We start from the raw sequence: 23,539 nt of genomic DNA, 5'->3' as shown, positions 1-23,539 counted from the left end.
GGTGGGCAAGAGATGGTCTGTTCGGGATGTTATTGGGAAAGACCTCGCGCATTGCTTTGAGGTCGATTCCCGTCCGCCATTTCCCGGTTAGCACCGCGGCCACCAATCTGGCAACGCAAGGCACGGCTCAACAAGGCTGATCGGCGCCAGTCTCCACCGTCTCGTGCCGCTTGCGAATGTGCCGGCGCGAGAAAGCCCGCTTGCGGCTGGCAGCCCTGTCATTGACCGGATGTGCCGGTTGTTTCCCGCCTTCTTTCGAGAGCGAAGAGGTCGGTCGGCGCACCGTGCGGCGTCACCTCGCCTTCGAAGCGAAAAACGTGTTTTTCCAGGACGCGCCGCGAAGGCGGCATCGGCCGTGCGCACCAGTCCGATAACCCGCTCGGCATGCAGGTCGAAGGCAAAAGCCAGGCCCGCCGCGCCTTTCCAGTCGTGCCGCCGGCTCACTTCGTATTGATCACCGAAGCGGCCCGATAGGTGTCCATGGTCGCGCCGTTGCGGTCCTCGTCGAACAGCGTATCGCTGCCGAAGCTGGTGCGCAGGCCGATGACGACCTTGTTGGCCCTGGTGTCCTGCGTAGACGTTTCGAACTTCCTCCGCTCGAATTCATAGCGTCCGAACACCGCCCATGGCGTTTCGTCGAACCGGTACATGGCCTGGACGGCGGCACCGACCACGTCCTCGTTGGTGCCATTATAGTCGGTTCGGTTGAAGTCGAGCTCCGCATCCAGGCGAAGGTTCTTCCGGACGAAGTAGCGCGCCACCGCGCGTATACCCCATTGGTCGCCATGAAAGTCGCTGATGGTGAGCTGGCCGAAACTGGCTTGGCCATAGAGGGTCAGATTGCCGAAATAGAGTTGTGCTTCCGGGCCGACCGCATAGTTGTTTACGGTCACGCCGCTTTCGCCGACAGATGTGTAGGCGGCGAAAATGCCGGCGGCGAAACGGTCGGAATCGCGGTAGAAGCCATGGACCGCACCGCGCGTGTCATCCAGGGGATCGTAATGGCCCCAGATGCGGTCGTAGGTCAGGTCGCCCTGCAAATTCCAGCGCTCGGCAAACGGAATGTTGACGCGCACGGCGCCGCCGCCGGCCCGGGTCGTGTAGTCGTCGCCGACGAAGCGAAGCCCGCCGAGATAGAGTTCGCCGTAGCCCGAAACATGCGGCGTCACCACCGTCTCCGCTGCCAGCGGCTGCTGCGTATCGGCGGCGTAAGCGGAGGTCGCGGCGACCAGCGACGACGCGGCGAAGATTGAAAAGCGATGCATTAGAGCCCTCGAATGCGAATTTCCGGACCAGCGTCCGGCCGTGGAGATCAGAATTTGTAGGCCACGCCGATCCGCAGATCCTGTGTCGTCAGTTCGATGGCATCCCGATTGAGGGGAGCGCCATTGGAGAAGGCGTGGCGCACGGAGGTGTGGCGGCCGAAATCGGCGAACCTGTATTCGCCCCGAACCACCCAATTGTCGGTGACGGCGTATTCGCCGCCCGCACCCAGCGTATAACCCGCGACGGTATCTCGGACGTCGGCATAGGGACCGCCCGGAATGTTGGTGGTCGTGTGTTTGTAGCTTGCCACCGCCAGGCCGCCGGTGACGAAAGGAAGCCAGCGATCGATCGCATAACCGGCTCTGAGGCGCACGGTGCCTACCGCCTCAAGCTCGAGCTCGCCACCAAAGGCGGGGTCGTCGACGCCGAGCGCCCGGTAGAGCGTCGTGTCGTTCACGCTTGCAAAGCTGTAGTCTCCCTCGACGCCAACAACCAATCCGCTGTCGAACTGCTTGTTGTAGCCGGCAAACACACCGCCGAAACCGCCGGACGGGCTGTAACCCCAGCCGTAATTGTCGAAGCTGCCCGGCGCGAAAGTCTGTCCGACCCTGGCGTCGCTCCGGGCATATCCGGCCTGTGCTCCGAAATAGCCGCCGGACCAGTTGTAGCTGGCCGCGACCGGCAAGGTCTCGGTGGGGTCGGGCGCCAACGCCATGCCGGCGGGAACGAAAAGAAAGGCAGTGGCGAGAAGAATCGTTTTCATTGCTTGTCTGCTGTCCCCGGGATGCTGCACCACGACCGACATGGTCAGTGGCGGTCAGTCGAAGCTACGGTGTTGCATTGATCGCCGGCGGCGTCTTGGGCTGGACAGCATCGGAATTGTCTTGGAGCGCGCCGCCGCACCCCGCCCGGCCGGTGTGGCCGTTCAGCATCAGCCGCGGCGCAGGCAAAACCCCGGCGCGGACGCCAGGGTTTTGTTCGAACCGGCGTGTCAGAACTTATAGCTGAGGCCGACGCGTAAATCGTGCGTCTTGAGATCGATGTTCGAAACCGTGCCAAGACCAAAAATCGGCACCGAGAGATCCTCTTTGCCAAAGTCGGAATAGCGATATTCGACGCGGGCGATCCATTTGTCGGTGAAAGCGTGCTCGACGCCGGCCCCAACCGTCCAGCCAAGATGGGTTTCGTCGTGGACTGTTACTGTACCGAGGGGACCACTGCTGACCACACTCATTTCATACTTGGCCGCTGCCACGCCGGCACTGATATAAGGCAACGTCCGATCGAACGCATAGCCGGCCCGCAGCCGGGCCGAACCCGACCACTTGAGTTCGCTCGACAACAACGCGCCGGCACCGGCGAAGGTCCCCACCGCATCGACATTGCTGTAGGCAAGGTCAGCCTCGGCGCCGAGCACGAAACGGTTCGCCAATTCCTGATTGACGCCGATATGGATGCCACCAATAAAACCGTCCGGATCGAAGGCAGCATTGACGTCGGTGCCCCCAATGCCGGCGCCGCCGATGAAGAGATTGGATTTCCCGGCTACGTAACCGAAGTGAACGCCGGCATAGAGGCCGGACCAGTCATAGCCGGCAGCAACCGGCAAGGTTTCGTTGACGTCCGCCGCGGACGCCATGCCGACCGGCGCAAGCGCGAGGATGGTGGCGAGAAGAATCGTTTTCACTGTTTGCTACCCCAATGATGTTGCTTCCCCCGGCCGTGGAAATACTCCGCGGCGACCCGGGTATCGTCGAGGTTTTGCATTGTTCACGGGCGGCGTCTTGGGCTGAGCCGCATTGGAATTGTCGTGGAGAGCGCCGCGGCATTCGGGCGATCGGTGTGGCCGTTCGGCATCAGTCGATCGGTTCGAAGACAACTGATCCGACTCGCTTCGAGTCCTTGTCTTTGGTGCCGCGCTTCCGCCCGGAAAAACAGGGAGTTAGAGCGGCCATCGATTCCGTGAGACGATGATTCGCTCTAGCGCGCGGCGTTCGGCGTCGAGCCGAAGCGGCGGCGGAAACAGCGATTGAAATAGGAGACGTCGGAAAAGCCGCTCAACAGCGCGATCTCGCTGACCCGCATGCTGTCGTTGCGCCGGTCGCGCAGCATGCGGTGGGCCCTCTGCAGGCGCAGTTCGAGAATATGCTCGGCGAAACTCGAGCCCGTTTCCTGCAGGAGATCATGGACGTAGCGCGCGGAAAGCCGCAAACGCTGGGCGATGTGCTGGGCCGAGATGCCGGGATCGGCGAAATTGTCCCGCATCGTCTGCAGGATGGCTTGCAGCCTTGCCGCGCGCAGGCCTCGCACGCCCGCCAGCTCGGCGATCTCGCCCTTGGCGCCCGTCGCCAATCCGATCAGGTCGACGATCGTTTCGGTGGCATGGGCGACAAGATCGGGCAAGAGCAATGCCGGCCCCGCTTCCAGGAAGCCGCAATAGCGCTTGAGCATGTCGAGCGCTTCATTGTCGACGCCGATGGTCAGCGCCAGGCGGTCCTCGACATGGGCGAAGGCATTTTCCATGATTTCGCGGGGCACCACGACATTGGTCCAGACATTGCGGTCGCCGCCGGTCATTTCCAGCGCTTCCGAAGCCGAGACCAGCGCGCCTTCGCCCCTGCCGATGCTGTAGTCGCGGCCGGTCTGCACACCGCTCAGCCTGGTGTCGCCATCGTTGACCAGCAGCAGATAGCCGTCGCGGCCGTCGTCGGCGATGTTGCGCGTCTTGCGGCTCGCATGCTTGATCGTCCCGGCCATCCGCCCGAGCACCAGCGGCCCGATGGCGGTGGCTTCGATATCCGCCTGGAACGGCACATTGCCGGAGATGGCATATTCGACCGACCAGATCTCGGCGACATGAATGTCCTGCCAGAGCGCGAAGCGCGCGCGGTCGTCGAGATGCGACGGCAGATCGAGCGAAGAGAAGACGTTCTTTTTCAACGAGCAACCGGCCTTTCCCGCGCACGCGTCTTCCCTGAAACCGCACCGTATGGGACCGATTTGCCTCTTGTCCAGAGACGGCGCCATCCATGCTCCGCAGGACAATTTCAGTGCCGCCCAGGTCAAGAATCCGATCGGATTCGCCGGTGTGGCGTCCGAGTTTCCGAAATACCCCGGAAATGCGGCATCGGAATCACCTCGCCTCGACGCGGTCGATCGATTGCTCCTAGAACGTGATCTTCACCGACGCGGCGCTGCGGTTGGCCTGGCCGTGGTGGACGGCCTCGATGTTGTTGCCGTCCGGGTCGAGCAGGAAGGCGGCATAATAGCCGGGATGATAGGACCGCTCGCCAGGCGCGCCATTGTCCGTGCCGCCGGCTTCGAGCCCGGCCTTGTAGAAGGCATCGACCATGGCGTGATCCCTGGCCTGGAAGGCCAGATGATGACGTCCGGTCAGCTTTCCCAGCGCGGCCCGGCTGTCGGCGCTGGAAATGAACAATTCGTCGGCCCAGAAATAATCCTCGCCGGTGCCGCCGATCGGGACACCAAGGACTTGGAAAACCGCCTCGTAGAAACGCCGGCTGGCGGGGAGATCCCGGACCACGAGCTGGAGGTGGTCGATGAGCCGGCCGCGATGCAATTCCTGGGTTTCCATGAAAGCGCCTCCTCGCAAGGCCTCGAATTTAGGCGCGGTTGGCAGGGCGTCAACGCGGGGCGCGTGCCTCTGCTGACAACCAGCGACAATTTTTCGAGGCCGAATGGAACTTTTGGGCCGATGGCAAGTTTGGTGGGGCGGCGGGAGAATTTTCGGTTGGATTGTTTTCAGAAGCTTGAAGCGCTGGTCGACGGCGCCAATGCCGATGCCATCGAGGAAGCGAACGCATTGCTGCTCCGCTTCAAGGACAGGTCCGAACAGACGACGCGGGCCATCGACGAGTTCCTGCTGGACTTAAAGACATTGGTCTTCGTCGTCGAAGCCGGCGAAGAGGGTTTCCAAAAGCCGATCCGCAAGCTCGCCCGCGCCAGGCTTGCGAAGCTCAAGCAGCTGGTGAACGTGCCGGCTTAGGCGCATGCCGCTCTTTGCTATTACGCAATTCCTGGGGAAAGCGCTGCGCGCTTGTCCCGGGAAAACCATTTCAGACTTTCCTGGAATTTGCTCTAACCCTTGAGCAGCGCCGCCAGCCGGGGAATGCCCTCGCTCACCGCGCTGCGGGTGGCCAGCGTGAACGACAGCCGCAGCGTGTTGCGCCCGGTGCCGTCGGCGTAAAAGGCGTTGCCCGGCACGAAGGCGACCCGCGCCTCCTTCACCGACCGTGCCAGGAGGTCCGTGGCGTCGGTGCCCTCCGGCAGCGTCACCCAGACGAACATGCCGCCTTCCGGACGGCTCCAGGTCACCCCCTCCGGCATGTTGGCTTCAAGCGCCCCGAGCAGGCCGTCGCGGCGCTCGCGGTAGGCGCCGATGAGTTTTTCCACCTGGCCGTCGAACACGGCTTCGGCGACGCGGTGCATCACCATCTGGTTGACTGACGGGCTGTGCAGGTCCGAAGCCTGCTTCATCAGCACCAGTTTTTCCACCACGTGGCGCGGCGCGCAAACCCAGCCGACACGCATGCCCGGCGACAGAATTTTCGAGAACGAGCCGCAATAGAGCGTGCGCGCCTTGTCGATGCCGCCGGACCTGATGCAGTCGAGCGCCAGGATCGGCGGCACACCCTCGCCGTCATAGCGCAGCGCCCGGTAGGCGGCATCCTCGATGACGGCGATGTCGAGCTCGCCGGCAAGGTCGAGCACCGCTTCGCGCTGCTTTCGGTCCAGCGTGTTGCCGGTCGGGTTGGCGAAATCGGGCACCAGATAGGCGAATTTCACCTTGCCGCCATTGGCGGCGGCGGCAGTGTGGTAGGCTTCGGGCGTCATGTTGCCGCCCTCGGGCCGCAGCCGGTCATAGCGGGGCTCGTAGGCGTTGAAGGCCTGCAGCGCGCCGAGATAGGTCGGCCATGTCACCAGCGCGGTATCGCCTGGCGACAGGAACAGCTTGCCGAGATAATCCAGCGCCTGCTGCGAGCCGGAGGTGATGAAGATGTTGGCCTCGTCGCAGGCCACGCCGAGCTTGCCCATTTGCCCGGCGAGCCAGCGCCGCAGCGGCAGATAGCCTTCCGAAACCTGGTATTGGAGTGCTGCCCCCGCTTCCGGCCCGCCGAGCACGTCGGCATAGGCATCGCGGATGGCGTCTGCCGGAAACAGCGACGGATCGGGAATGCCGCCGGCGAAAGAGATGATGTCGGGCTGGTCGAGCAGCTTCAACAGCTCGCGGATTTCGGAGGCCTTCATGCGCGATGAGCGCGAGGCCAGAAGATTCAAAAGGGTCACGACACGCCTCCCCGGACGTTTTTACAATAGGTCAACCTGACTGACCTATATCCGCTTTGCCAGGCGATTTGAATAGTGCCTGAAGGGCTTCCGCTATACGCCAGTCACCGCCAGGCCCGAACCGGCACGGGTTTCCGCTAAAGGCTCTTCTTGTAACCAATATGGCTGGCACTGAAGCCGAGCCCTTCATAGAAGCGGTGCGCATCCGCTCGCCCCTTGTCGGTGGTGAGCTGCACAAGGCCGCAGCCCCGCGCCCGGCACTCGTCGATCGCCCATTCGAACATCTTCTTGCCGACGCCGTCGGAGCGCCTGCCGCTGACAACGCGAACCGCCTCGATCTGCCCGCGCCAGCCGCCCTTGCGCGAAATACCGGCAAGGAAGCTGATCTGCAAGGTGCCGATTACCTCCGCGCCATCCACGGCCACGGCAAGCAGCTGATTGGGATCGGCATCGATGGCGTTGAAGGCATCGATATAACCCTGCGCCAACGGCAACGAGGCGTCTTCGCGGGCGGCACCCAGCGGATCGTCGGCGAGCATGGCGACGATGGCTGGCAGGTCGGAGGCTTGCGCCTTGCGGAATTGGATGTCGGTCATGGACGTGAGATACGGCCGCCCGGCGCTGGCGGCAAGCCGCTGATGGAATGGATCAATGGGCGGCAGGACAATGAGGGGCGGCGCAACCTCTCGAGGTTCAATCCCCGTCGCCCGCGGGCTTCGCCTTGCCGCACTGCGCCAGCACCTTGCCGATTGCCCCACTGGAACCCTTCAGCGCAAAACTGATCGAACCATATTTGGCAGCGCTGACCGACACGTCCCCCTTGGACCGCAACAGGTCGAGCAGCGGGTCCCCCTTCTCCAGATCGACCACGAAATAATTGTACATCGCCTCCAGCTGCAGGGTCTTGGTCACCGTCTTGCCGTCGGCCTTGAAGTCGAACGCGCCGCTGATGCCCGGTTCCAGTTGTTGGCCGCTGGCGCCCAGATCGTAGCTCAGCACCGGTTTGTCGTAGCAATTGAGCATCAGATAGGCGTCGCCCTTCGGCCCGCCGCAGACCGAAGCGGTCAGCACGCTGCCACCCTCGTCTTCCTCCATCTTGGCGCTCCAGCCGCCGCAGGATGCCGCGAAGGCCGATTGCGAGCCAAGCACCGCCGCCAAGGCACCGGCGGCAACGAGATTTCTTCTCATGACTTCCCCCTCCGGGCCATTTGCAGCGCCCGCCGGCAGCATATAGGAAAAGCCGTTGAATAGCGTTGCCTGAATGGCAGGGCCGCGCGCCTCGGAGAGAGCAGTGTTGAGAGCCTGTGTTCGCCTGTATCTTCCGACCGCCGCCCTGGTGGCCTTGCCGCTTGCGGCGCATGCCGAGTGGAAGCCTGTCGAGAAGGTCGAGACCTACGCCATTTCAGGCCAGTCCGGGCTCGAGCTCTACCGGTCGATTGGCGAGAACGGGCCGAATGTCGGCATTACCCGCGCCATTGCTCACACCAATTTCAAGCTGACCTGGACCAGGGATTATCAGCCGCGTGCCGGAGCCTGCGTGCTGGTCTCGGCCAAGCCAAAGCTCATCATCACCTACACCTTGCCCAGCCCCTCCTCGCCGCTGCCGTCCGCCATCCAGAAGAACTGGGAGGTTTTCCTCGCAGGCGTCAGCGCCCACGAAAAGGTGCATGGCGCGACCATTGTCGACATGGCGCGCAAGATCGAGGCGGCGACGGTCGGCCTCACCGTTCCCGACGATCCCAAATGCAGCAAGATCCGGGTCGAGATGACCAAACGCCTGTCCGCCCTTTCGCAGGCGCAGCGGCAGGCAAGCCGCGATTTCGACCGCATCGAACTCGGCCAGGGCGGCAATCTGCAAAAGCTCATTCTTGCCCTGGTCAATGGCGGCTGAGCCACCGCGCCTCGCGGCGCGGTGGCATATTCGCGGTTCGCTCCGCCCTAGCGGCTGAGATTAAGCGCGGCTGACAAATCCCCCATCGGCGGCTCGCCATTGGCGGCCAGCGCCTTGTCGCGGGCGACGATGCCCGTCAGCACCGGCAGATCGTAGCGCGCGGTGATGAAGCGCAGGATCGACGTCGTATCGTATTGCGTGTGGTCGACCGTGCCCATCCTGGCATAGGGCGAGACGATGAAGGCCGGGATGCGGTTGCCCGGGCCCCAGCGGTCGGCCTTGGGCGGCGCGACGTGATCCCAGAAGCCGCCATTCTCGTCATAGGTGATGACGACCAGCATGTGGCTCCATTGCGGGCTCTTCTCCAGATGCGCGACGAGGTCGGCCAGATGCCGGTCGCCCGATGTCACGTCGGCATAGCCTGAGTGCTCGTTGAGATTGCCCTGCGGCTTGTAGAAGGCGACCTGCGGCAGCTTGCCGTCGTCGATCGCCTTGATGAACTCGGCGCCATCCAGGCCGCCATCCCTGAGATGCTCGGTGCGCGCGGCGGTGCCGGGCGCGTAGGCGGCGAAATAGTTGAACGGCTGGTGGTGGAACTGGAAGTTCGGCACCGGCGTGGCGTTCTTGCCGTCGAGGGTCGCCTGCCAGGCGCCGGCGTACCAGGCCCAGTCGACCCCCTTCAGCGACAGGAGATCGCCGATGGTGATGTCGTGCTGCGGCGGCAGCGTGGTGGGCGCGGCCGGATCGGCCAGCGCCTTGTCACCGCCCTCGGCAGGCTTGTTGGCGCTCGGCTCGTAAGGCGGCTGCATGGTGTTGACGGCGTAAAAATCGGGCGTGATGGCGCCGTCATTGACGAATTTCGGCACACCGCCCAGCGCCGACGGCGGCGAATTGTCGGCCACCTTCAAGGTCGTGCCGTCGGCCTCGACCACCGCGATCTGGCCCTTGATCGGACTGGTGTCGGCATGCGGATAGAACGGCGCGCAGGCGCAGGCGAGCTGGAAATGGTTGAGGAAGGAGCCGCCAAAGGCGCCCTGGAAGAAATTGTCGGCCAGCACATATTTCTTCGCCACCTGCCACATCGGCAGGCTCGAGCCGTCATAATGGCCCATGACCAGCCCGCCGGAATCGGCCCAGGCGACGAATTTATCGTTCTTGCCGCCGTCGATCTGCATCTGCTCCTGGTAGAAACGGTGCCACAAATCGTGGGTGATGACATTGGTGCCTTCGTTGAAGCCCTTGGGATCGTCGATGGCGAAGGCCGCGTTGGCAAGATGCGCGGTCTGCGCCTCCGTCACCACGGGCGTGACGCCCTTTCCGGTCAGCCCGCCCCAGGCCGGCGGCAGTTCGGTCAGCGGCTTGCCGTCGCGGTCGAGCTGGCGCGCCTGGTCGGCCGAGACATTGGCCAGTCCATTGGCGCCGGGGAAGCCACCATAAAGATTATCGAAGCTGCGGTTCTCTGCATAAATGACGACGACGGTGTCGATCTTGTCGAAGCCGGGAGGTGCGGCATTGGCGGCCGCAAGGGGAAACAAGGCCGAACCGGCCAGACAGAAGGAAGTGAGGAACTTGGGCCTCGTCATGGAAAGACCTCGTGGCTTGACTGTGGCTATGGGGCTTATGCGGCTATGGCGCGGGAACCATGGGCAGCTAACGTGGATGCCTTGTCACCTTTGTGACATCCGCCGCCGCGGCGAACACGGTTTCGTGAGCACTGGGAGCGGTCATCAATCCGTTGCACTGCGTTCTTATTTCCGGGCCAAAGCGGACCGTGCCCCATGATGATGAGACGATGGAAAAGCCTGGTGATCGCGAGTGCCGCGATCTCGACCTTTGGCTTTGCCGCACCCCCGAATACGGCGGGGCCGGACGGCGTCCATCCCGGTCCGCTGTCGCGTGGGCAAGCCTTCGCACGCGCCGAGGCGCTGACTGCCTTGGGGCGAAAGATGTTCTTCGACCCGGCGCTCTCGGCGTCGGGAAAACAGGCCTGTTCCTCCTGCCACGATCCACGCCATGCCTTCGGTCCGGCCTCGGCCACACCGGTCGAAATGGGCGGCCCGAACCTCGACCAGTCCGGCGTGCGCGCGGTGCCGTCGCTGCGCTACATCCAGGCCGCGCCCGCCTTCACCGAGCATTTCCACGATTCCGAGGACGAGGGCGACGAGAGCGTCGACAATGGCCCGACCGGCGGTCTGACCTGGGACGGCCGCGCCGATCACGGTGTGGACCAGGCGAAAATCCCCCTGCTCTCGCCGTTCGAGATGGCAAACAAGGATGCCGTGGCGGTCACCGCCGCCTTGCGCAAGTCAGCCTATGCCGATGACTTCAAGGCAACCTTCGGCAACGATGTCTTCGACCGCCCGGACGATGCCTTCGACGCCGCCGCCGAGGCGCTTGGCACGTTCGAGCAGAGCGCGGTCGACTTCTACCCCTATTCCAGCCGCTACGACGCCTTCCTCGCCGGCAAGGCGACGCTATCGGCGCGGGAACTGCATGGCCGCGCCCTGTTCGAGGACGAGGCGAAAGGCAATTGCGCCTCCTGCCACCTCAGCGAACCGGCCAATGACGGTGAGCCGCCGCAATTCACCGATTTCGGCCTCATCGCCATCGCCGTGCCGCGCAATCCGGCCATCCCGGCCAACGCCGACCCGACCTATGTCGATCTCGGCCTGTGCGGTCCCCTGCGCACCGATTTCCGTGGCCGCACCGACTATTGCGGCCTGTTCAAGACACCGAGCCTGCGCAACGTGGCGCTGCGCAAGAGCTTCTTCCACAACGGATATTTCCACACGCTGCGCGAAGCGGTGGCCTTCTACGCCAGCCGCGACACCGACCCCGGCCGCTGGTACCCGAAAAACGCTTACGGCACGGTCGACAAATATGACGATTTGCCAAAGGCTTACTGGCCGAACCTGAATCAAGACCCGCCCTTCGACGGCAAGAAACCCGGCGACAAGCCGGCGCTCAACGATGCCGAGATCGACGATATCGTGGCGTTTCTGCAGACGCTGACGGATGCGGATCAGGCGGCGAAGCGGTCGCAGTGAACTGGGAAGCCACGTCGTAAGGGTCGCTAGTTGACGTGGGGATTAGCCGAAGCCCTCCCTCCCTTCGTCATCCTAGGGCGGAGCAAGGAGCGAAGCGACGCGGCGCAGACCCTAGGATGACGAAGGGAGGGAGGTCTTCGACTAATCTGAGAGGTATTGGACCGCCGCCAGCCGCCCCTCACAGCGCCCGGATCACACCCCCATCCACGCGGATATTCTGCCCGGTAATATACCCTGCCCCGTCCGACGCCAAAAATGCGATCGTCGCGGCGATCTCCTCTGATGTGCCGTAGCGCTGCATCGGCACGTTGTCGCGGCGCTCTTCGGTGGCGGGCAGGCTGTCGATCCAGCCGGGCAGCACATTGTTCATGCGCACATTGTCGGCCGCGAAGGTGTTGGCGAAAATCTTGGTGTAGGCGGCAAGGCCGGCGCGGAACACGGCCGAGGTCGGGAACATCGCGTTCGGTTCCGCCACCCAGGCCGTCGAGATGTTGATGATGGCCCCGCCCTTCTGCTTGACCATCTGCGGCGCCACGATGCGCACCGGCCGGATGACGTTCATCAGGTAGACGTCCATGCCGGTGTGCCACTGCTCGTCCGTGATCTCCAGGATCGGCGCGCGCGGCCCATGGCCGCCGCTGTTGACCAGCACGTCGATGCGGCCATAGCGCTCCAGGGTCAGGTCGGCGAGCCGCTGCAGATCGTCGTTCGACTGGTTGGAGCCGGTGACGCCGAGCCCGCCAAGCTCCTTGGCCAGCGCCTCGCCCTTGCCGGACGAGGACAGGATGGCGACCTTGAAACCATCCGCCGCCAGCCGCTTGGCCGCCGCCGCCCCCATGCCGCTGCCGCCGGCCACGATCACGGCTGTCTTTTCTACACTCATCGGATTTCCTTTTCAGATTGGCGGGAGCTACGGTTTCAGCGGTCCTATAGCCGGTTTGGCCGCGCAGTTCGAACGAGAAAGCCTGAATCGAGCTGCAGAAAACTTGCGCGGTGAGATGCGCCCTATCCTTCAACCGTCTCCAGCTCGCTCAGCAGCGTGCCTTCCATGTCGGGCTCGTCGCCGGAGCAGACGCACAGCATCTCGGCGTCGCCCTCACCCACCGACAGATAGGCGTGGCCCATGGTGGAATCGATGTAGACGCTCTCGCCCGCTTTCAGCCGCACCGGCGCGTACTGGTCGGTATGCAGTTCGATCTCGCCCTTGAGCACGATCAGGAATTCCTCGCCGGCATGCCTGGTCAGCGGGCCGAATTCTTGCGGCGTGCGGGCGCGCGCATAGGCGTGGATCGGCACCATGCGCTTGCGCACCAGGTCGGTGGCGAGATACCGGTAGTCATAATTTCGGGTCAGCTGGCGCAGCGTGTTGGACTGCGAGGTGACCGAGCGGCGGGTGCGCGCTGCCGGCTGCTTGCGGTCGCCGCTGAGCAGTTCCGTCACATGGATGCCGAGCCCCTCGCAGATCTGCAAGAGCTTGTCGTAGCTCAGCGACATCTGGTCGTTCTCGACCTTGGACAGCGTCGACACCGCGACCCCGGTGAGCGCGCTGACCTCCTGCAAGGTCCAGCCATGCGTCTTTCTCAAAGCCCGCAGACAATCACCGAGATTCGGTTGCTCCGACATTGTCAGCTCCATGGCGGCGGTCGGGCCGCTTGCCCCCCTAGGTAGTCGAACTCCCCGCCGTCATCAACAATACCAAGAATTTTCTTATACGCTAAATATTGACTGTATACGAAATTATTTTTACGACTGACGGATGCAGTCGAAATCGTCCCAGAAAATCGCCGTCATCGGCGGCGGCATTGCCGGCCTCTCGCTTGCCGCCGAGGTGGCGGCCTCGGCCGAAGTCACCGTCATCGAGCGCGAGCCGCATCTCGGCTACCACGCCAGCGGACGCTCCGCCGCTCTGTTCACCGAGACCTATGGCAACCGCCTGGTGCGCGGGCTGACGCTAGCCAGCCGGCAGGCGATCGTCGAGGGCGGTTTCGTCGCCCACCGGCGTGGCGCGCTGCATGTCGGATGGACCGGTGACGATGCCGCCATCGACAAGCTGGCTCGTGATTTGCAGGCGCTGGTGCCATCAGTGCGCCGCCTCTCGGCGGCCGAGCTCCACGCGCTGGTTCCAGTCATTGCCCAGCAAGCCACCTGCGGCGGCGTCTATGAGCCGGACGCGGTGGATGTCGACACGGACAAGATGCTGGCGACCTGCGCGTCCAAGCTCAAAGCCAGCGGCGGCACCATCCGCACCGGCGAGGAGGTCCGCTCCATCTCACGCGACGGCAGCGCTTTTGGGATTGAGACAAGCGCCGGCGTCTACTCGGCTGACATCGTCGTCAACGCCGCCGGCGCCTGGGTCGATGTCGTCGCCGGCATGGTGGGGCTCCCGGGCCTCGGCTTCCAGCCGAAACGGCGCACCGCCTTCCTGTTCGATCCGCCCGCCGGGTTGGACATCGCCGGCTGGCCGCTGGTGGTCGACCTGCACGAGCAGTTCTACTTCAAGCCCGATGCCGGCAGATTGATCGGTTCGCTCGCCGACGAGACGGACTCCGAGCCTTGCGATGCGTATCCCGAGGATATCGACGTCGCCATCGCCGTCGACCGCATCGAACAGGCGACGTCGATGCGCATCGGCCGCCCGTCGACGCCGTGGGCGGGCCTGCGTACCTTCGCTCCCGACCGCACGCCGGTCGCCGGCTTCGACCCGCGCCTGCCCGGCTTCTTCTGGCTCGGCGGCCAGGGTGGCTACGGTTTTCAGGTGTCGCTGACGCTGGCCAGGCTGAGCGCGGCGCTGATGCGCGGCGAGCCGCTGCCCGACGATGTCACCGCGCTCGGCGTCACCGCTGGGGCGCTGGCGCCCGATCGCCTCCTTTCCCCGGCGGCGACGCCATGAAGTTCCTTCCCTCAACCCCGAATGTGTCATCAGGAGCGTTTGCGATGAAATCTCTGCGCGCGGTGCTTGCCCCGTCCGTTCTGGCCACGTCCCTCCTGGCCACGTCCGTTCTGGCCTCATCCATCCTTCTCGGCGGACAGGCCTACGCCAAGACGCTGGTCTATTGCTCGGAAGCCAATCCCGAGACCTTCAACCCGGCGATCGGCATCGCCGATTCCACCATGGACGCCGCCGCCAAGACGATCTTCAATCGGCTGGTCGAGTTCAAGCCGGGCACCACCGAGGTCGGCCCGGCGCTGGCAGAAAGCTGGGAGGTTTCGCCTGATGGCAAGACCTACACTTTCCATCTCAGGCACCGCGTGAAGTTTCAGTCGAACGAGCATTTTTCGCCCACGCGCGACTTCGACGCGGACGACGTGCTCTACACCTTCAACCGCCAGCGCGACGCCAACAATCCCTATCACAAGCTTGGCGGCGGCTCTTACGAGTACTTCAACGCGCTGGGCATGGGCACGCTGATCGACAGAATAGACAAGGTCGACGACTACACCGTGCGCTTCACGCTGACGGCTCCCAACGTCACATTCCTGGCCGGGCTGGCACTCGACTATCTCTCAATCCTGTCGCTGGAGCAGACCGAAAAGATGGTCGCGGCCGGCACGCCGGAGCTGATCGACAGCATGCCGGTCGGCACCGGACCGTTCGTGCTTGAGGCCTATGTGCCCGACAGCCAGGTCCGTTATGCCGCAAACAAGGATTACTGGCGCGGCGCGCCGAAGATCGACACGCTGGTCTTCGCCGTCACGCCCGAGCCGACCACCCGCGTCGAGCGCATCAAGGCCAATGAATGCCAGGTCGCCGCGCCGCCGCCGCCAAGTGCTGTCGCCGACCTGCGCAGCGATCCCGACATCACGGTTCTCGATCTCAAGGGCCAGAACATCGGCATCCTCGGCTTCAATGTCGAGCACCAGCCGCTGGGCGACGTGCGCGTGCGCACGGCACTGGCCAAGGCCGTCGACCGCAAGGCGATCGTCGATGCCGTCTACGCCGGCGCCGGCACGGTGGCCGGCAGCGTCGTGCCGCCGGCGCAGCTCGGCGCCGTCACCGATGCCGGCATCGACTACGATCCCGATGGCGCCAAGAAACTGCTCAAGGAAGCGGGCCACGAAAGCGGCCTCAAGATCAGCCTGTGGGCGATGCCGGTGTCGCGCCCCTACAACCCCAACGCCAAGCGCATGGCCGAGATGATCCAGGCCGACTGGGCGATGATCGGCGTGCACACGGAGATCGTCAGCTTCGAATGGGGCGAATACCTCAAGCGCACCGCGGCGGGCGAACAGGACGCCTTCCTGCTCGGCGGCAGCAGCGACAATGGCGATCCCGACAACATGCTGAGCTATCTGCTCTCCTGCGACGGCGTGAAGGGCGGCTCCAACCGCTCGCGCTGGTGCGACAAGGATTTCGAGAAGCTGCTCGACGAGGGCCGTGTTGCCGCCGACCCGAAGGAACGCGCCGCGATCTATGGAAAGGCGCAGGCCATCCTGAAGGCCGAGGTGCCGGTGGCGCCGATCGCCCATTCGATGGTGGCGATCCCGATCCGCAAGAGCGTGCTGAACTACGTGCTCGACCCCTTCGGCCGGCAGAATTTCACCGCCGTCGATATTGCGGAGTGAGGCGGGCGCCGCCCCCTCATCCGGCCGCTACGCGGCCACCTTCTCCCCGACGGGGAGAAGAGGTCTTCGGGCGACGGTCTCCACTGTCAACCGCTGACAATAGAGGAAGCTGATAAAGCATGGCTCCCTCTTCTCCCCGTCGGGGAGAAGGTGGCCCGAAGGGCCGGATGAGGGGGCTTCTCCAAAGGCACAACGCCAGCCGATTTTGCGAAGATCCCGCAATCCAAAAAAACGAGACCACCATGCCAAAAGACCTGACCGCCCTCCTCGCCACCTACATCGCCGATGGCGCGGTGGGTGCCTCCCTGGCATATGCCCTCGACGGAGCAGCGCCTACCGCCCTCACATCAGGCCTCGCCGATCGCGCGCAGGGCACGCCCGTCGCGCCGAACCATCTGTTCAAGATCGGCAGTTGTACCAAGACCTTCGTCGCCGCGGCCCTGGTCAAGCTCGCCAAGACCGGCAAGCTCGACCTCGGCGCGCCGATCGCCTCCTGGTTCCCGGACCTGCCTGGCGCCAAAACCATTTCGGTACGCCAGCTGGTCAACCATCGCAGCGGCCTGCCGGAATTCGAATATTACATTCCGATGGACCCGAGCCGGCAATGGACGCCGCAACAGCTGGTCGACATCGCCTTCGCCTCCGACAAACAGAAGCCACCGGGCGGACCGGCCGTCTACAACAACACCGGCTATGTCCTGGCCGGCATGGTGATCGAGGCCGTCACCGGCCAGAAGCTGGGCGCCTATGTCAGAAGCGCGGTCCTTGAGCCACTCGGCCTGAACAACACCTGGTCGCCGGCAACCGAGGCCTTCCCCGATAAATCGATGGTGCGCGGCTATTACCACCGGCCGCCGCCGGCGCCGAACGCACCCACCGACATCGCCTCGGGCGGCGAGATGTGGCAAATGGACGGCGTGCTGCCCTACTCCAATGAACTGCAGGATTCCTCCGACTCCTTCCCCTTCGGCGCCGCCTATGGCTGCGGCGACATGGTGTCGACGCCGTCAGACATGGTGGGCTTCATGCGCGGCCTGTTCTCCGGCGGACTGTTGTCGCCGCCGTTCTTCGCCGAGATGTCCGAACACCGCGTGCCGGCGAGTTTCCCCGGCACCCGCATGCGCGAGACGGGCGCGGGCATGTTCCAGAGCACCTATGCGGACCGCGCCTTCTACGGGCACCAGGGCAGCATTCCGGGCTATGTCGCCGTCATGCTGCACGATCCCGAGACGGACCTCACCATCGCCATGACCAGCAATGTCGGCTCCGGCAATCGCCTCTCCTTCCAGGCGAGCGGCATGCATCCGGTGGTGGATCAAGCGATCGCGACAATCTTGCGGCTGTGATCTTAGGGAGGTGTAGGAAATCGAACTGCTGCCGTAAGAGGGCCTCACGCGATCTATGCGCGGACGTCAGCCATCTCTGCGCCTCTCGAAGAGCTGGAGGTATCGTTCGAACACGAAAAACCGATTGCGTTTTTGGCCGGTGACTTCGATTAGAACGCCGTGGCTTATGAGATCGGCAATCAATGACGTAGCCGTGTTTGTCGTCGTGTCCAACAGAATGGTGACTCCCTTCACGTCGACCAATGGTTGCCTGTAGAGATGTCTTACAAGTTGTTGCGCGTTTCCTTGACGGCGATGGCTGAAGCGCGGCAGCGTTTCCCGTTCTATCCGCTCTTTAAGCACCAGAATTTTGCGGAACACGTCAGCAGACGCACGCGCTGTCTCTTCAACTCCGTGGAGAAAGAAAATCAGCCAGTCGCGCATATGGTTGCCCTCGCGTATGGCCATGAGGTGATCGATATACGCTGTCTTGTTGCGCTCGAAATAGTCGGACAGATAGAGCGCGGGTTTGACAAGAAGCCCCTGCGAGGCGAGGTAAAGCGAAATCATCAGGCGGCCCAGCCGCCCGTTGCCATCCAGGAACGGATGGATGGTTTCGAATTGATAGTGGGCGATCGCAATGCGGATGAGTGGCGGTACGCGCAGGCTGTCGGCATGGATGAATTTTTCCATATCGCTCATGAGCTCGGGAACATGCTCGTGATGCGGGGGGACGAAGACCGCGTTTCTTAGACTCACGCCAATCCAGTTCTGACTGGTTCGAAATTCGCCGGGTTGCTTGGTGTCGCCGCGCACCCCCTGCATGAGGATGGCGTGAGTTTCCTTCAGTAGCCTGTTGGAGAAAGGCAGGCGCTCCAGGCTGGTAATGGCGCTATTGATCGCTTGGATATAGTTCTGCACCTCCTCCCAGTCGTCGCGTGCCTCAGGAGACAAATCTTCGATCTGCTTGAAAGCGTCCTCGATATTGGTGTGGGTGCCTTCGATCCGGCTGGACTGGGTTGCTTCCTTCGCAACGTACATGCTGATGAAAAAATCGATGTCGGGAACGAGCTGTGCGAATGCATTCAATTCACCCAATGCTCGATCGGCGCGGCCAAGCACCTCTATGATGTTCGGGTCGGAGACGATCCAGGGATGATTGATCGAGGTCGGCACGAAGCTGCGATGTTCCAACCGCTTTTCGTACTGCCCCGCCTTGTAAGACGACAAATCCATATTTCAGAAACGTCCACGATTTCTACAATAAGAAAATCGTTATGTCAGATTCGACCAACTTCCAAAAGCTATTTCAATTTCTCACCAGGTTTCTGAAATAAGGGTTCGGCTATTTCAGAAACTTCCGTATTGCGGCTTCGACGGGCCAGCGGCCTGCACCCGGTCGTCGATCGGGCGATCCGCATCATTCTCGACTGACCGCGTTCAGCCGCCCTGCCGCGACGATGGATCGGGCAGGCCCGGCAGCATCTGGCTCAGCACCCGGTCGCGAAGGAAGAAATGGTGGAAGATGGCAGCGGCCGCGTGCAGGCCGGCCAGCCACATGATGATATCGCCGAGCGTGCCGTGGATCTCCGCCAGCGGCGCGCCCCAGCTGCCCGAAAACGGATTGATCGCTCCCAACCCATAGACAGTGACCGGGTGGCCGCCGAACAAGGCGCCGACCATGGCTGTCGCCGGAACCGCGAACAGCAGCGCATAAAGCGCCCAATGCGTTGCCTTCGAGGCGATCTCCATCCAGGCCGGCATGGCCGGGGCATCGGGAATGCGATCGAACCGGCGCCAGATCAGGCGAACGACCAGCAAGCAGAAAACGGTGAAGCCGAGCGACTCGTGCAGCAGCAGCGTCGACGCCCTGGCCGCTGAATAGACCCGCTCCGGCGGACCGCCCGCCGAGACCAGGAAGGCAATGAGCACCAGCAATGCCGTCAGCCAATGAAATGCCTGGGCGAGGCGCCCATAGCGGGTTGTCGTGCCGGACAATGACATGCGAGAGCTCCGAAACGTTGGACATCTCTCCTCGCCCGCGAATGTGGCCTTATTTCAGCTGTTCCTCAATCGCCTTGCCCGAGCGAATGGCATCGCCGAGTTCGCCGGCGCGCGGCCCGACAAGGTTCAGCTCATACTCGTGGAGTGGAAATTCGCGGCGGCCGCGGCCACGATCTCGGCATTGTCCCTCGCCACCGTTCCATCGGCGAGTGTCTTGCCGTCCTCCAGCCCGACCCGTGTCGACCAGCGCTTTTGCCGCGCAAGGTCCACGAACGGCCAGACCGTGCCGTCGACGCCGTGCAGCAGGATCTGCCGCCGCACGCCTGCGCGTTCGAGAATGGCGGCGATGCCGTGCGCCTCGTCGAGGGCTGCAGGCAGGTCCGGTATGTCGATCTCGATCAGGATGCGCAGTACGCGGCCGTGATCGGCGAGCGTCACGAAGCGCTCGGCATCTTCCGTCGTGGCCAGCCCCGCCTCGATGCCGACGCCCTGCTTGCGCAACAACTCCATCACGGCGGGCGCGTCGGTTTCTGAAAGATTGACCGAGGCATAGTCGGGCAGTTCCCGCCAGGCGGCGATCGCCGCGCGGGTGCGCGCCACATCGTTCTCGATCCAGGCGCCGGTCGACACGCCGATCAATGTGCCCGGACAGGCCTGGCGCACGGCAAGGACCGTCGCATCCGCCGCCGCCAGGCTTTCGCGCCCGTCGGCGCCGCGCGGATGGATGTGCAGTTCGGCGGCACCGGCGGCGACGCAGGAAGCCGCATCGCCGGCCATTGCCTTTGCCGTCAGCGGCAGCCTGGGATGGAAATCGCGCGAACGCGCGCCGTTGATGCAGGCTTGGACGATCATCGATTTCACCTCGGGCAAAAGAGCGCAGTCTAGACAAGCCGCCAAACCGCGCAAAGCCGGCAGGGCCGTCACTCCTGACACGATGGCGCCGCCAGCAGCACGACGTTCGCCGGCATTTGAATAAAAGGCGCCTGTGGATATTTACCCCACCTTGCGCCAGGCAGGCCAATATCCATCAGGGCGGGATCATGGAGGGAACCATTGACCAGCGATTTTTCAGCCGCCCGTCTCCATCTCGAACGCGCCTACCACTATCTGCGCGGCAATGACGAGACGAGCCGCGCCACATGCGAGGCCCTCGACCTGTTGATCGAGATGGTAGCGGAAGCACAACACAGGAAGCCGGAACCCGGGGTGCTGGAATTTCCGCGAGCGTCGGCACGCCGACTCGGCTGAACAGCACGCGTGGCGTTGTTCAGCCCGCGCGGATCAAATCTTCGTCTTCACGCATGTCGCTCCGGGCCGCTTTTGGAGCGACATGCATTTGATCTCTCAGGACGCCCTGCGTCTCGACGCGGCACCGGCCATTCGCGCCGATTGCGCCACGACCCGCTCCAGCGGTTCGGGCCGGTGCAGCAGAAAACCCTGACCGAACTCGACGCCCATATCGGCCAGCATGGCTACCGTGTCCTGCCGCTCGATCTTCTCGCCCACCACGGCGCAGCCGAGGCTGCGGGCAATGCTGGTGATGGCCAGCACGATCTCGCGGTCGAAGCGGCTTTCGGTGACGTGCTCGATGAAGGAGCCGTCGATCTTGATGGCGTCGACCGGAAAGCGCCTGAGATATTCGAACGAACTCATGCCGGCGCCGAAATCGTCGAGGCTGACCCGGCAGCGCCGCTCGCGCGCCTTGCGCACGAACGCCTCGGCGGCGTCGAAATTGGTGACGGCGGCGGTTTCGGTGATCTCGAAGCCGATGCCGGAATGCGGCGTCCCGGTCTCCTCGATGACCCGGTCGACAAAGTCCCACAGTCCTGGGTCGCTCAGCGTCTGCGCCGACAGGTTGAAGCCGAGCGTGATCGCGCCGGATTTCATCGCCGCGCCGTGCCGAGACAGGGCGGTGCGGATGATCCAGCGGTCGAGCCGCGCGGCAACGCCGAAGCGCTCCGCCGCCGGAATGAACTCGCCGGGCGGGATCAGCCGGCCGCCCTGTCCGGCAAGCCGCGCCAGTACCTCGACATGGCGGCTCTCTTCCCAGGGCCTGCCCAGCCGGTGAATCTGCTGGCCGAACAATTTCAGCCTGCCGTCATCCATGGCGTCGACCGTGTCGGCGGCGAGCCGCGCCGCATTGAGGCCGACCGAACCGGAGACGGCATCGGTCGAAAACAGCGCGAAGCGATCGCGCCCGGCGGCCTTGGCCGCGTAGCAGGCATCGTCGGCGCAGGCCAGCGCGTCGGCAACCGTGGTGGCACGGTCGCGGACGACGGTGATGCCGATGCTGGCCGCCAACCGGCGCGACGTCGCGGCGAGGCCGAGATCGGCGTCGCGCACGGCCGCCAGGATGGCGCCGGCCAGACCTTCGGCTTGCACGGCGTCGCAATCGGGCACCATCAGGGCGAACTCGTCGCCGCCGAGCCGCGCCGCATGCGCCGATGGCGGCAGGCAGCGGCCGATACCCGCCGCGACGCTCTTCAGCGCCAGATCGCCCGCGGCATGGCCGGCGAAATCGTTGAGGGCCTTGAAGTAGTCGAGGTCGACATAGAACACCGCCAGCGGCACGGCCGTGGCGATATGGTGGGCGAGCAGACGGTCGAAGGCGGCGCGGTTCCAAAGGCCGGTCAGCGCGTCGTGGCGGGCGGCGAAGGCAAGCTCCTGTTCGCGCAGCTTGTCCTCGGTGATGTCGCGCACGGTCCCCAGCACCTGGCCGGTGGCACCGGCGGCGGCGATGAAGCGCAGCAGCGATTCGACATGCCGGATCTGGCCGTCGCGCTTGATAATGCGGTACTGCGCGGCGATGACGCCGTCGGTTCCCAATGGCACCCTGTGGGCGCGTTCGGCGGCGTCCTTATCGTCGGGATGCAGGTAGCTGTGCCAGAGATCGGCCGTCACCTCGTCGGTCACTGCGACGAGGCCGAATATCTCTCTTGTGCGCGCATCCCAATAGCTCTTGTTGGTAGCGATGTCGTAGTGCCAGATGCCGGTGCCGCTGGCGGCGAGCGCCAGGCGAAAGCGGATATTGACCTGTTCGAGCGCGGCTTCGGCCGCCTTCTGCTTGGAGATGTCGGTCTGCACGCCCATCAGCCTGAGCGGCTTCCCGTCGGCGTCGCTCTCGACGATGCCGCCTCGGTCGAGCACCCAAACCCAGTGGCCCTGCTTGTGCTTGAGCCTGAGTTCGGTCTCGATGGCGTCGGTCAGCCCGGCAATGTGGCGGTCGCCGCTGGCCTGCGCCCGTTCCCGGTCGTCGGGATGGGTAAGCTGCAGCCACAGGTCACTGGTATTGGCGAGTTCGCCGTCCTCGTAACCCAGCATCCGGGCCCAGGTCGCCGAATAGAAGCAGTCCCCCGTGCTGAGATCCCAGTCCCAGACGCCAAGATGGGCGCGCTCCAAGGCCTTGGCCCAGAACGCTCCGCTGCGACTTTTCTTATCCTGACCCGCCATTCGTCCGTTTTGCCCGCTCCACCCGCGGCAATCTGCGGCAAAACCAGAAAAGAAACCGTTACCGGGCCGCGGAAGGGGGGATGTCCACGCTCCCACTGACAGTCTTGGCATCAGCCTTTCGATTGGCCGGCAAGAACCGGAGTTTGGCCCGGCTCGATTGGTCATAGGAATGGGCGTGTTCACCAGCCAGTCCGGTGATCACGAAGCAAGACAGGAAAAGGACCTCCCAATGACCAAGCAGGAAGACAACAAGGCCGTCGTCATCAGATGGTTCACCGACTTCTGGGGTGAAACCTGCGACCTCTCCGTCGTCGACGCCGTCGCGGCCCCCGATATGCTGCTCAAATACTCGCTGCACGAGCCGCGCCGCGGGCGCGACGACATCAAGGCCTTCATGACCGATTTTCGCGCAGCCTTCCCGGATCTCAACTTCTGGGCCACCGCCGATCTCATCGCCGAGGGCGACTATGTCGTCGGCCAATGGGAGGGCGGCGGCACGCATACCGGCCCGGCCTTCGGCGATTTTCTCATCGGTTCGCTGCCCGCCGCCACCGGCCGCACGATGCGCTTCACCGGCACCACGGTGCTCAAGGTGATCGACGGCAGGATCGTCGAGGAAATCGGTCTCGACGACGGCGTCACCGCCCTTACCCAGCTCGGCCTCATCAAGCCCGCCTGAGAAATCT

23 protein-coding genes are annotated in these 23,539 nt (G+C 63.9%); 8 read left to right on the top strand and 15 right to left on the bottom strand.

Going from position 1 to position 23,539, the window contains the following annotated elements; genetic code table 11:
• Positions 1-440: 440 nt before the first annotated feature.
• The 5 genes from FJ527_RS23205 to FJ527_RS23185 form a co-directional block, all read right to left on the bottom strand.
• Positions 441-1,265: an outer membrane beta-barrel protein gene (locus FJ527_RS23205; protein WP_140824114.1), complete on the bottom strand. Its 825-nt coding sequence runs from the start codon at positions 1,263-1,265 to the stop codon at positions 441-443.
• Positions 1,266-1,312: 47 nt separating this feature from the next.
• On the bottom strand, positions 1,313-2,029 hold the full coding sequence (locus FJ527_RS23200; RefSeq protein WP_140824113.1) for an outer membrane protein: 717 nt from the start codon (positions 2,027-2,029) through the stop codon (positions 1,313-1,315).
• Positions 2,030-2,257: 228 nt separating this feature from the next.
• Positions 2,258-2,905: an outer membrane protein gene (locus FJ527_RS23195; RefSeq protein ID WP_246677782.1), complete on the bottom strand. Its 648-nt coding sequence runs from the start codon at positions 2,903-2,905 to the stop codon at positions 2,258-2,260.
• 341 nt (positions 2,906-3,246) lie between these two features.
• Positions 3,247-4,206: an AraC family transcriptional regulator gene (locus tag FJ527_RS23190; protein ID WP_140824111.1), complete on the bottom strand. Its 960-nt coding sequence runs from the start codon at positions 4,204-4,206 to the stop codon at positions 3,247-3,249.
• 226 nt (positions 4,207-4,432) lie between these two features.
• Complete coding sequence (locus tag FJ527_RS23185; RefSeq protein ID WP_140824110.1) at positions 4,433-4,861, bottom strand: VOC family protein; 429 nt, start codon at positions 4,859-4,861, stop codon at positions 4,433-4,435.
• Between the two features lie 156 nt (positions 4,862-5,017).
• Between FJ527_RS23185 and FJ527_RS23180 the strand changes: the two genes are divergently transcribed.
• On the top strand, positions 5,018-5,272 hold the full coding sequence (locus FJ527_RS23180; RefSeq protein ID WP_246677781.1) for a hypothetical protein: 255 nt from the start codon (positions 5,018-5,020) through the stop codon (positions 5,270-5,272).
• A gap of 92 nt (positions 5,273-5,364) precedes the next feature.
• On the opposite strand, the gene FJ527_RS23175 is transcribed toward FJ527_RS23180, so the two are convergent.
• From FJ527_RS23175 to FJ527_RS23165, 3 genes are all read right to left on the bottom strand, one after another.
• Positions 5,365-6,534: a PLP-dependent aminotransferase family protein gene (locus FJ527_RS23175; RefSeq protein WP_181166458.1), complete on the bottom strand. Its 1,170-nt coding sequence runs from the start codon at positions 6,532-6,534 to the stop codon at positions 5,365-5,367.
• A gap of 176 nt (positions 6,535-6,710) precedes the next feature.
• Positions 6,711-7,169, bottom strand: coding sequence for a GNAT family N-acetyltransferase (locus FJ527_RS23170; RefSeq protein WP_140824107.1), 459 nt, complete (start codon positions 7,167-7,169; stop codon positions 6,711-6,713).
• A 97-nt stretch (positions 7,170-7,266) separates the two neighbouring features.
• Complete coding sequence (locus tag FJ527_RS23165; RefSeq protein ID WP_224719810.1) at positions 7,267-7,761, bottom strand: hypothetical protein; 495 nt, start codon at positions 7,759-7,761, stop codon at positions 7,267-7,269.
• Between the two features lie 106 nt (positions 7,762-7,867).
• On the opposite strand from FJ527_RS23165, the gene FJ527_RS23160 reads away from it, so the two are divergent.
• A complete protein-coding gene (locus FJ527_RS23160; RefSeq protein WP_224622495.1) occupies positions 7,868-8,464 on the top strand; it encodes a DUF922 domain-containing protein in 597 nt (198 codons plus the stop codon).
• Positions 8,465-8,511: 47 nt separating this feature from the next.
• Here the strand turns inward: FJ527_RS23160 and FJ527_RS23155 are convergent, their stop codons facing one another.
• On the bottom strand, positions 8,512-10,047 hold the full coding sequence (locus FJ527_RS23155; protein WP_140716249.1) for an acid phosphatase: 1,536 nt from the start codon (positions 10,045-10,047) through the stop codon (positions 8,512-8,514).
• A gap of 195 nt (positions 10,048-10,242) precedes the next feature.
• Between FJ527_RS23155 and FJ527_RS23150 the strand changes: the two genes are divergently transcribed.
• Positions 10,243-11,511, top strand: a complete 1,269-nt coding sequence (locus FJ527_RS23150; RefSeq protein WP_140824106.1) for a cytochrome-c peroxidase — start codon at positions 10,243-10,245, stop codon at positions 11,509-11,511.
• Between the two features lie 178 nt (positions 11,512-11,689).
• On the opposite strand, the gene FJ527_RS23145 is transcribed toward FJ527_RS23150, so the two are convergent.
• Both FJ527_RS23145 and FJ527_RS23140 read right to left on the bottom strand, forming a co-directional pair.
• Positions 11,690-12,394 carry an SDR family oxidoreductase gene (locus tag FJ527_RS23145; RefSeq protein ID WP_140824105.1) on the bottom strand — a complete coding sequence of 235 codons (705 nt, stop codon included), beginning with the start codon at positions 12,392-12,394 and terminating at the stop codon, positions 11,690-11,692.
• A gap of 122 nt (positions 12,395-12,516) precedes the next feature.
• Positions 12,517-13,134, bottom strand: a complete 618-nt coding sequence (locus tag FJ527_RS23140; protein ID WP_140824104.1) for an XRE family transcriptional regulator — start codon at positions 13,132-13,134, stop codon at positions 12,517-12,519.
• Positions 13,135-13,267: 133 nt separating this feature from the next.
• Here FJ527_RS23140 and FJ527_RS23135 point away from each other — a divergent pair, with 133 nt between their 5' ends.
• From FJ527_RS23135 to FJ527_RS23125, 3 genes are all read left to right on the top strand, one after another.
• Entirely contained in the window at positions 13,268-14,401 is a 1,134-nt protein-coding gene (locus FJ527_RS23135) for an FAD-binding oxidoreductase (protein ID WP_140824103.1), read from the top strand.
• A gap of 44 nt (positions 14,402-14,445) precedes the next feature.
• Positions 14,446-16,074: an ABC transporter substrate-binding protein gene (locus FJ527_RS23130; RefSeq protein ID WP_140824102.1), complete on the top strand. Its 1,629-nt coding sequence runs from the start codon at positions 14,446-14,448 to the stop codon at positions 16,072-16,074.
• A 242-nt stretch (positions 16,075-16,316) separates the two neighbouring features.
• Positions 16,317-17,420, top strand: a complete 1,104-nt coding sequence (locus FJ527_RS23125; RefSeq protein ID WP_140824101.1) for a serine hydrolase domain-containing protein — start codon at positions 16,317-16,319, stop codon at positions 17,418-17,420.
• 66 nt (positions 17,421-17,486) lie between these two features.
• Here FJ527_RS23125 and FJ527_RS23120 read toward each other — a convergent pair whose 3' ends face one another.
• The 3 genes from FJ527_RS23120 to FJ527_RS23110 all read right to left on the bottom strand — a co-directional run bounded on the left by FJ527_RS23120 (position 17,487) and on the right by FJ527_RS23110 (position 20,255).
• Positions 17,487-18,635 (bottom strand): Fic family protein, encoded by a 1,149-nt coding sequence (locus tag FJ527_RS23120; RefSeq protein WP_140824100.1) that lies wholly within the window; start codon positions 18,633-18,635, stop codon positions 17,487-17,489.
• A gap of 204 nt (positions 18,636-18,839) precedes the next feature.
• Positions 18,840-19,403, bottom strand: coding sequence for a cytochrome b (locus tag FJ527_RS23115; protein WP_140824099.1), 564 nt, complete (start codon positions 19,401-19,403; stop codon positions 18,840-18,842).
• A 126-nt stretch (positions 19,404-19,529) separates the two neighbouring features.
• The gene (locus FJ527_RS23110; protein WP_015317001.1) at positions 19,530-20,255 is read right to left on the bottom strand and encodes a 3-keto-5-aminohexanoate cleavage protein; all 726 of its coding nucleotides are present in this window, start codon (positions 20,253-20,255) and stop codon (positions 19,530-19,532) included.
• 201 nt (positions 20,256-20,456) lie between these two features.
• Between FJ527_RS23110 and FJ527_RS23105 the strand changes: the two genes are divergently transcribed.
• Positions 20,457-20,651 (top strand): hypothetical protein, encoded by a 195-nt coding sequence (locus FJ527_RS23105; protein ID WP_023774040.1) that lies wholly within the window; start codon positions 20,457-20,459, stop codon positions 20,649-20,651.
• Positions 20,652-20,747: 96 nt separating this feature from the next.
• Here FJ527_RS23105 and FJ527_RS23100 read toward each other — a convergent pair whose 3' ends face one another.
• Positions 20,748-22,853, bottom strand: coding sequence for an EAL domain-containing protein (locus FJ527_RS23100; RefSeq protein WP_140824098.1), 2,106 nt, complete (start codon positions 22,851-22,853; stop codon positions 20,748-20,750).
• A 229-nt stretch (positions 22,854-23,082) separates the two neighbouring features.
• Here FJ527_RS23100 and FJ527_RS23095 point away from each other — a divergent pair, with 229 nt between their 5' ends.
• The gene (locus tag FJ527_RS23095) at positions 23,083-23,532 is read left to right on the top strand and encodes an ester cyclase (RefSeq protein WP_140618033.1); all 450 of its coding nucleotides are present in this window, start codon (positions 23,083-23,085) and stop codon (positions 23,530-23,532) included.
• The last annotated feature ends 7 nt before the right edge of the window (positions 23,533-23,539 follow it).

The sequence above is a fragment of the Mesorhizobium sp. B2-4-18 genome (assembly GCF_006441385.1).
Taxonomy (GTDB): domain Bacteria; phylum Pseudomonadota; class Alphaproteobacteria; order Rhizobiales; family Rhizobiaceae; genus Mesorhizobium; species Mesorhizobium australicum.
Note: the sequence above shows the minus strand (reverse complement) of the source record. Positions and strands in the feature narration are given on the sequence as shown.

What these genes read in the sequence shown, in the direction of transcription:
- FJ527_RS23115 (WP_140824099.1), bottom strand. Translation starts at nt 19,403, where the DNA reads ATGTCATTGTCCGGCACGACAACCCGCTATGGGCGCCTCGCCCAGGCA.
- FJ527_RS23135 (WP_140824103.1), top strand. Translation starts at nt 13,268, where the DNA reads ATGCAGTCGAAATCGTCCCAGAAAATCGCCGTCATCGGCGGCGGCATT.
- FJ527_RS23110 (WP_015317001.1), bottom strand. Translation starts at nt 20,255, where the DNA reads ATGATCGTCCAAGCCTGCATCAACGGCGCGCGTTCGCGCGATTTCCAT.
- FJ527_RS23185 (WP_140824110.1), bottom strand. Translation starts at nt 4,861, where the DNA reads ATGGAAACCCAGGAATTGCATCGCGGCCGGCTCATCGACCACCTCCAG.
- FJ527_RS23165 (WP_224719810.1), bottom strand. Translation starts at nt 7,761, where the DNA reads ATGAGAAGAAATCTCGTTGCCGCCGGTGCCTTGGCGGCGGTGCTTGGC.
- FJ527_RS23120 (WP_140824100.1), bottom strand. Translation starts at nt 18,635, where the DNA reads ATGGATTTGTCGTCTTACAAGGCGGGGCAGTACGAAAAGCGGTTGGAA.
- FJ527_RS23170 (WP_140824107.1), bottom strand. Translation starts at nt 7,169, where the DNA reads ATGACCGACATCCAATTCCGCAAGGCGCAAGCCTCCGACCTGCCAGCC.
- FJ527_RS23095 (WP_140618033.1), top strand. Translation starts at nt 23,083, where the DNA reads ATGACCAAGCAGGAAGACAACAAGGCCGTCGTCATCAGATGGTTCACC.
- FJ527_RS23150 (WP_140824106.1), top strand. Translation starts at nt 10,243, where the DNA reads ATGATGATGAGACGATGGAAAAGCCTGGTGATCGCGAGTGCCGCGATC.
- FJ527_RS23195 (WP_246677782.1), bottom strand. Translation starts at nt 2,905, where the DNA reads ATGGCGTCCGCGGCGGACGTCAACGAAACCTTGCCGGTTGCTGCCGGC.
- FJ527_RS23145 (WP_140824105.1), bottom strand. Translation starts at nt 12,394, where the DNA reads ATGAGTGTAGAAAAGACAGCCGTGATCGTGGCCGGCGGCAGCGGCATG.
- FJ527_RS23200 (WP_140824113.1), bottom strand. Translation starts at nt 2,029, where the DNA reads ATGAAAACGATTCTTCTCGCCACTGCCTTTCTTTTCGTTCCCGCCGGC.
- FJ527_RS23140 (WP_140824104.1), bottom strand. Translation starts at nt 13,134, where the DNA reads ATGTCGGAGCAACCGAATCTCGGTGATTGTCTGCGGGCTTTGAGAAAG.
- FJ527_RS23130 (WP_140824102.1), top strand. Translation starts at nt 14,446, where the DNA reads ATGAAATCTCTGCGCGCGGTGCTTGCCCCGTCCGTTCTGGCCACGTCC.
- FJ527_RS23100 (WP_140824098.1), bottom strand. Translation starts at nt 22,853, where the DNA reads ATGGCGGGTCAGGATAAGAAAAGTCGCAGCGGAGCGTTCTGGGCCAAG.
- FJ527_RS23155 (WP_140716249.1), bottom strand. Translation starts at nt 10,047, where the DNA reads ATGACGAGGCCCAAGTTCCTCACTTCCTTCTGTCTGGCCGGTTCGGCC.
- FJ527_RS23205 (WP_140824114.1), bottom strand. Translation starts at nt 1,265, where the DNA reads ATGCATCGCTTTTCAATCTTCGCCGCGTCGTCGCTGGTCGCCGCGACC.
- FJ527_RS23175 (WP_181166458.1), bottom strand. Translation starts at nt 6,534, where the DNA reads ATGAAGGCCTCCGAAATCCGCGAGCTGTTGAAGCTGCTCGACCAGCCC.
- FJ527_RS23125 (WP_140824101.1), top strand. Translation starts at nt 16,317, where the DNA reads ATGCCAAAAGACCTGACCGCCCTCCTCGCCACCTACATCGCCGATGGC.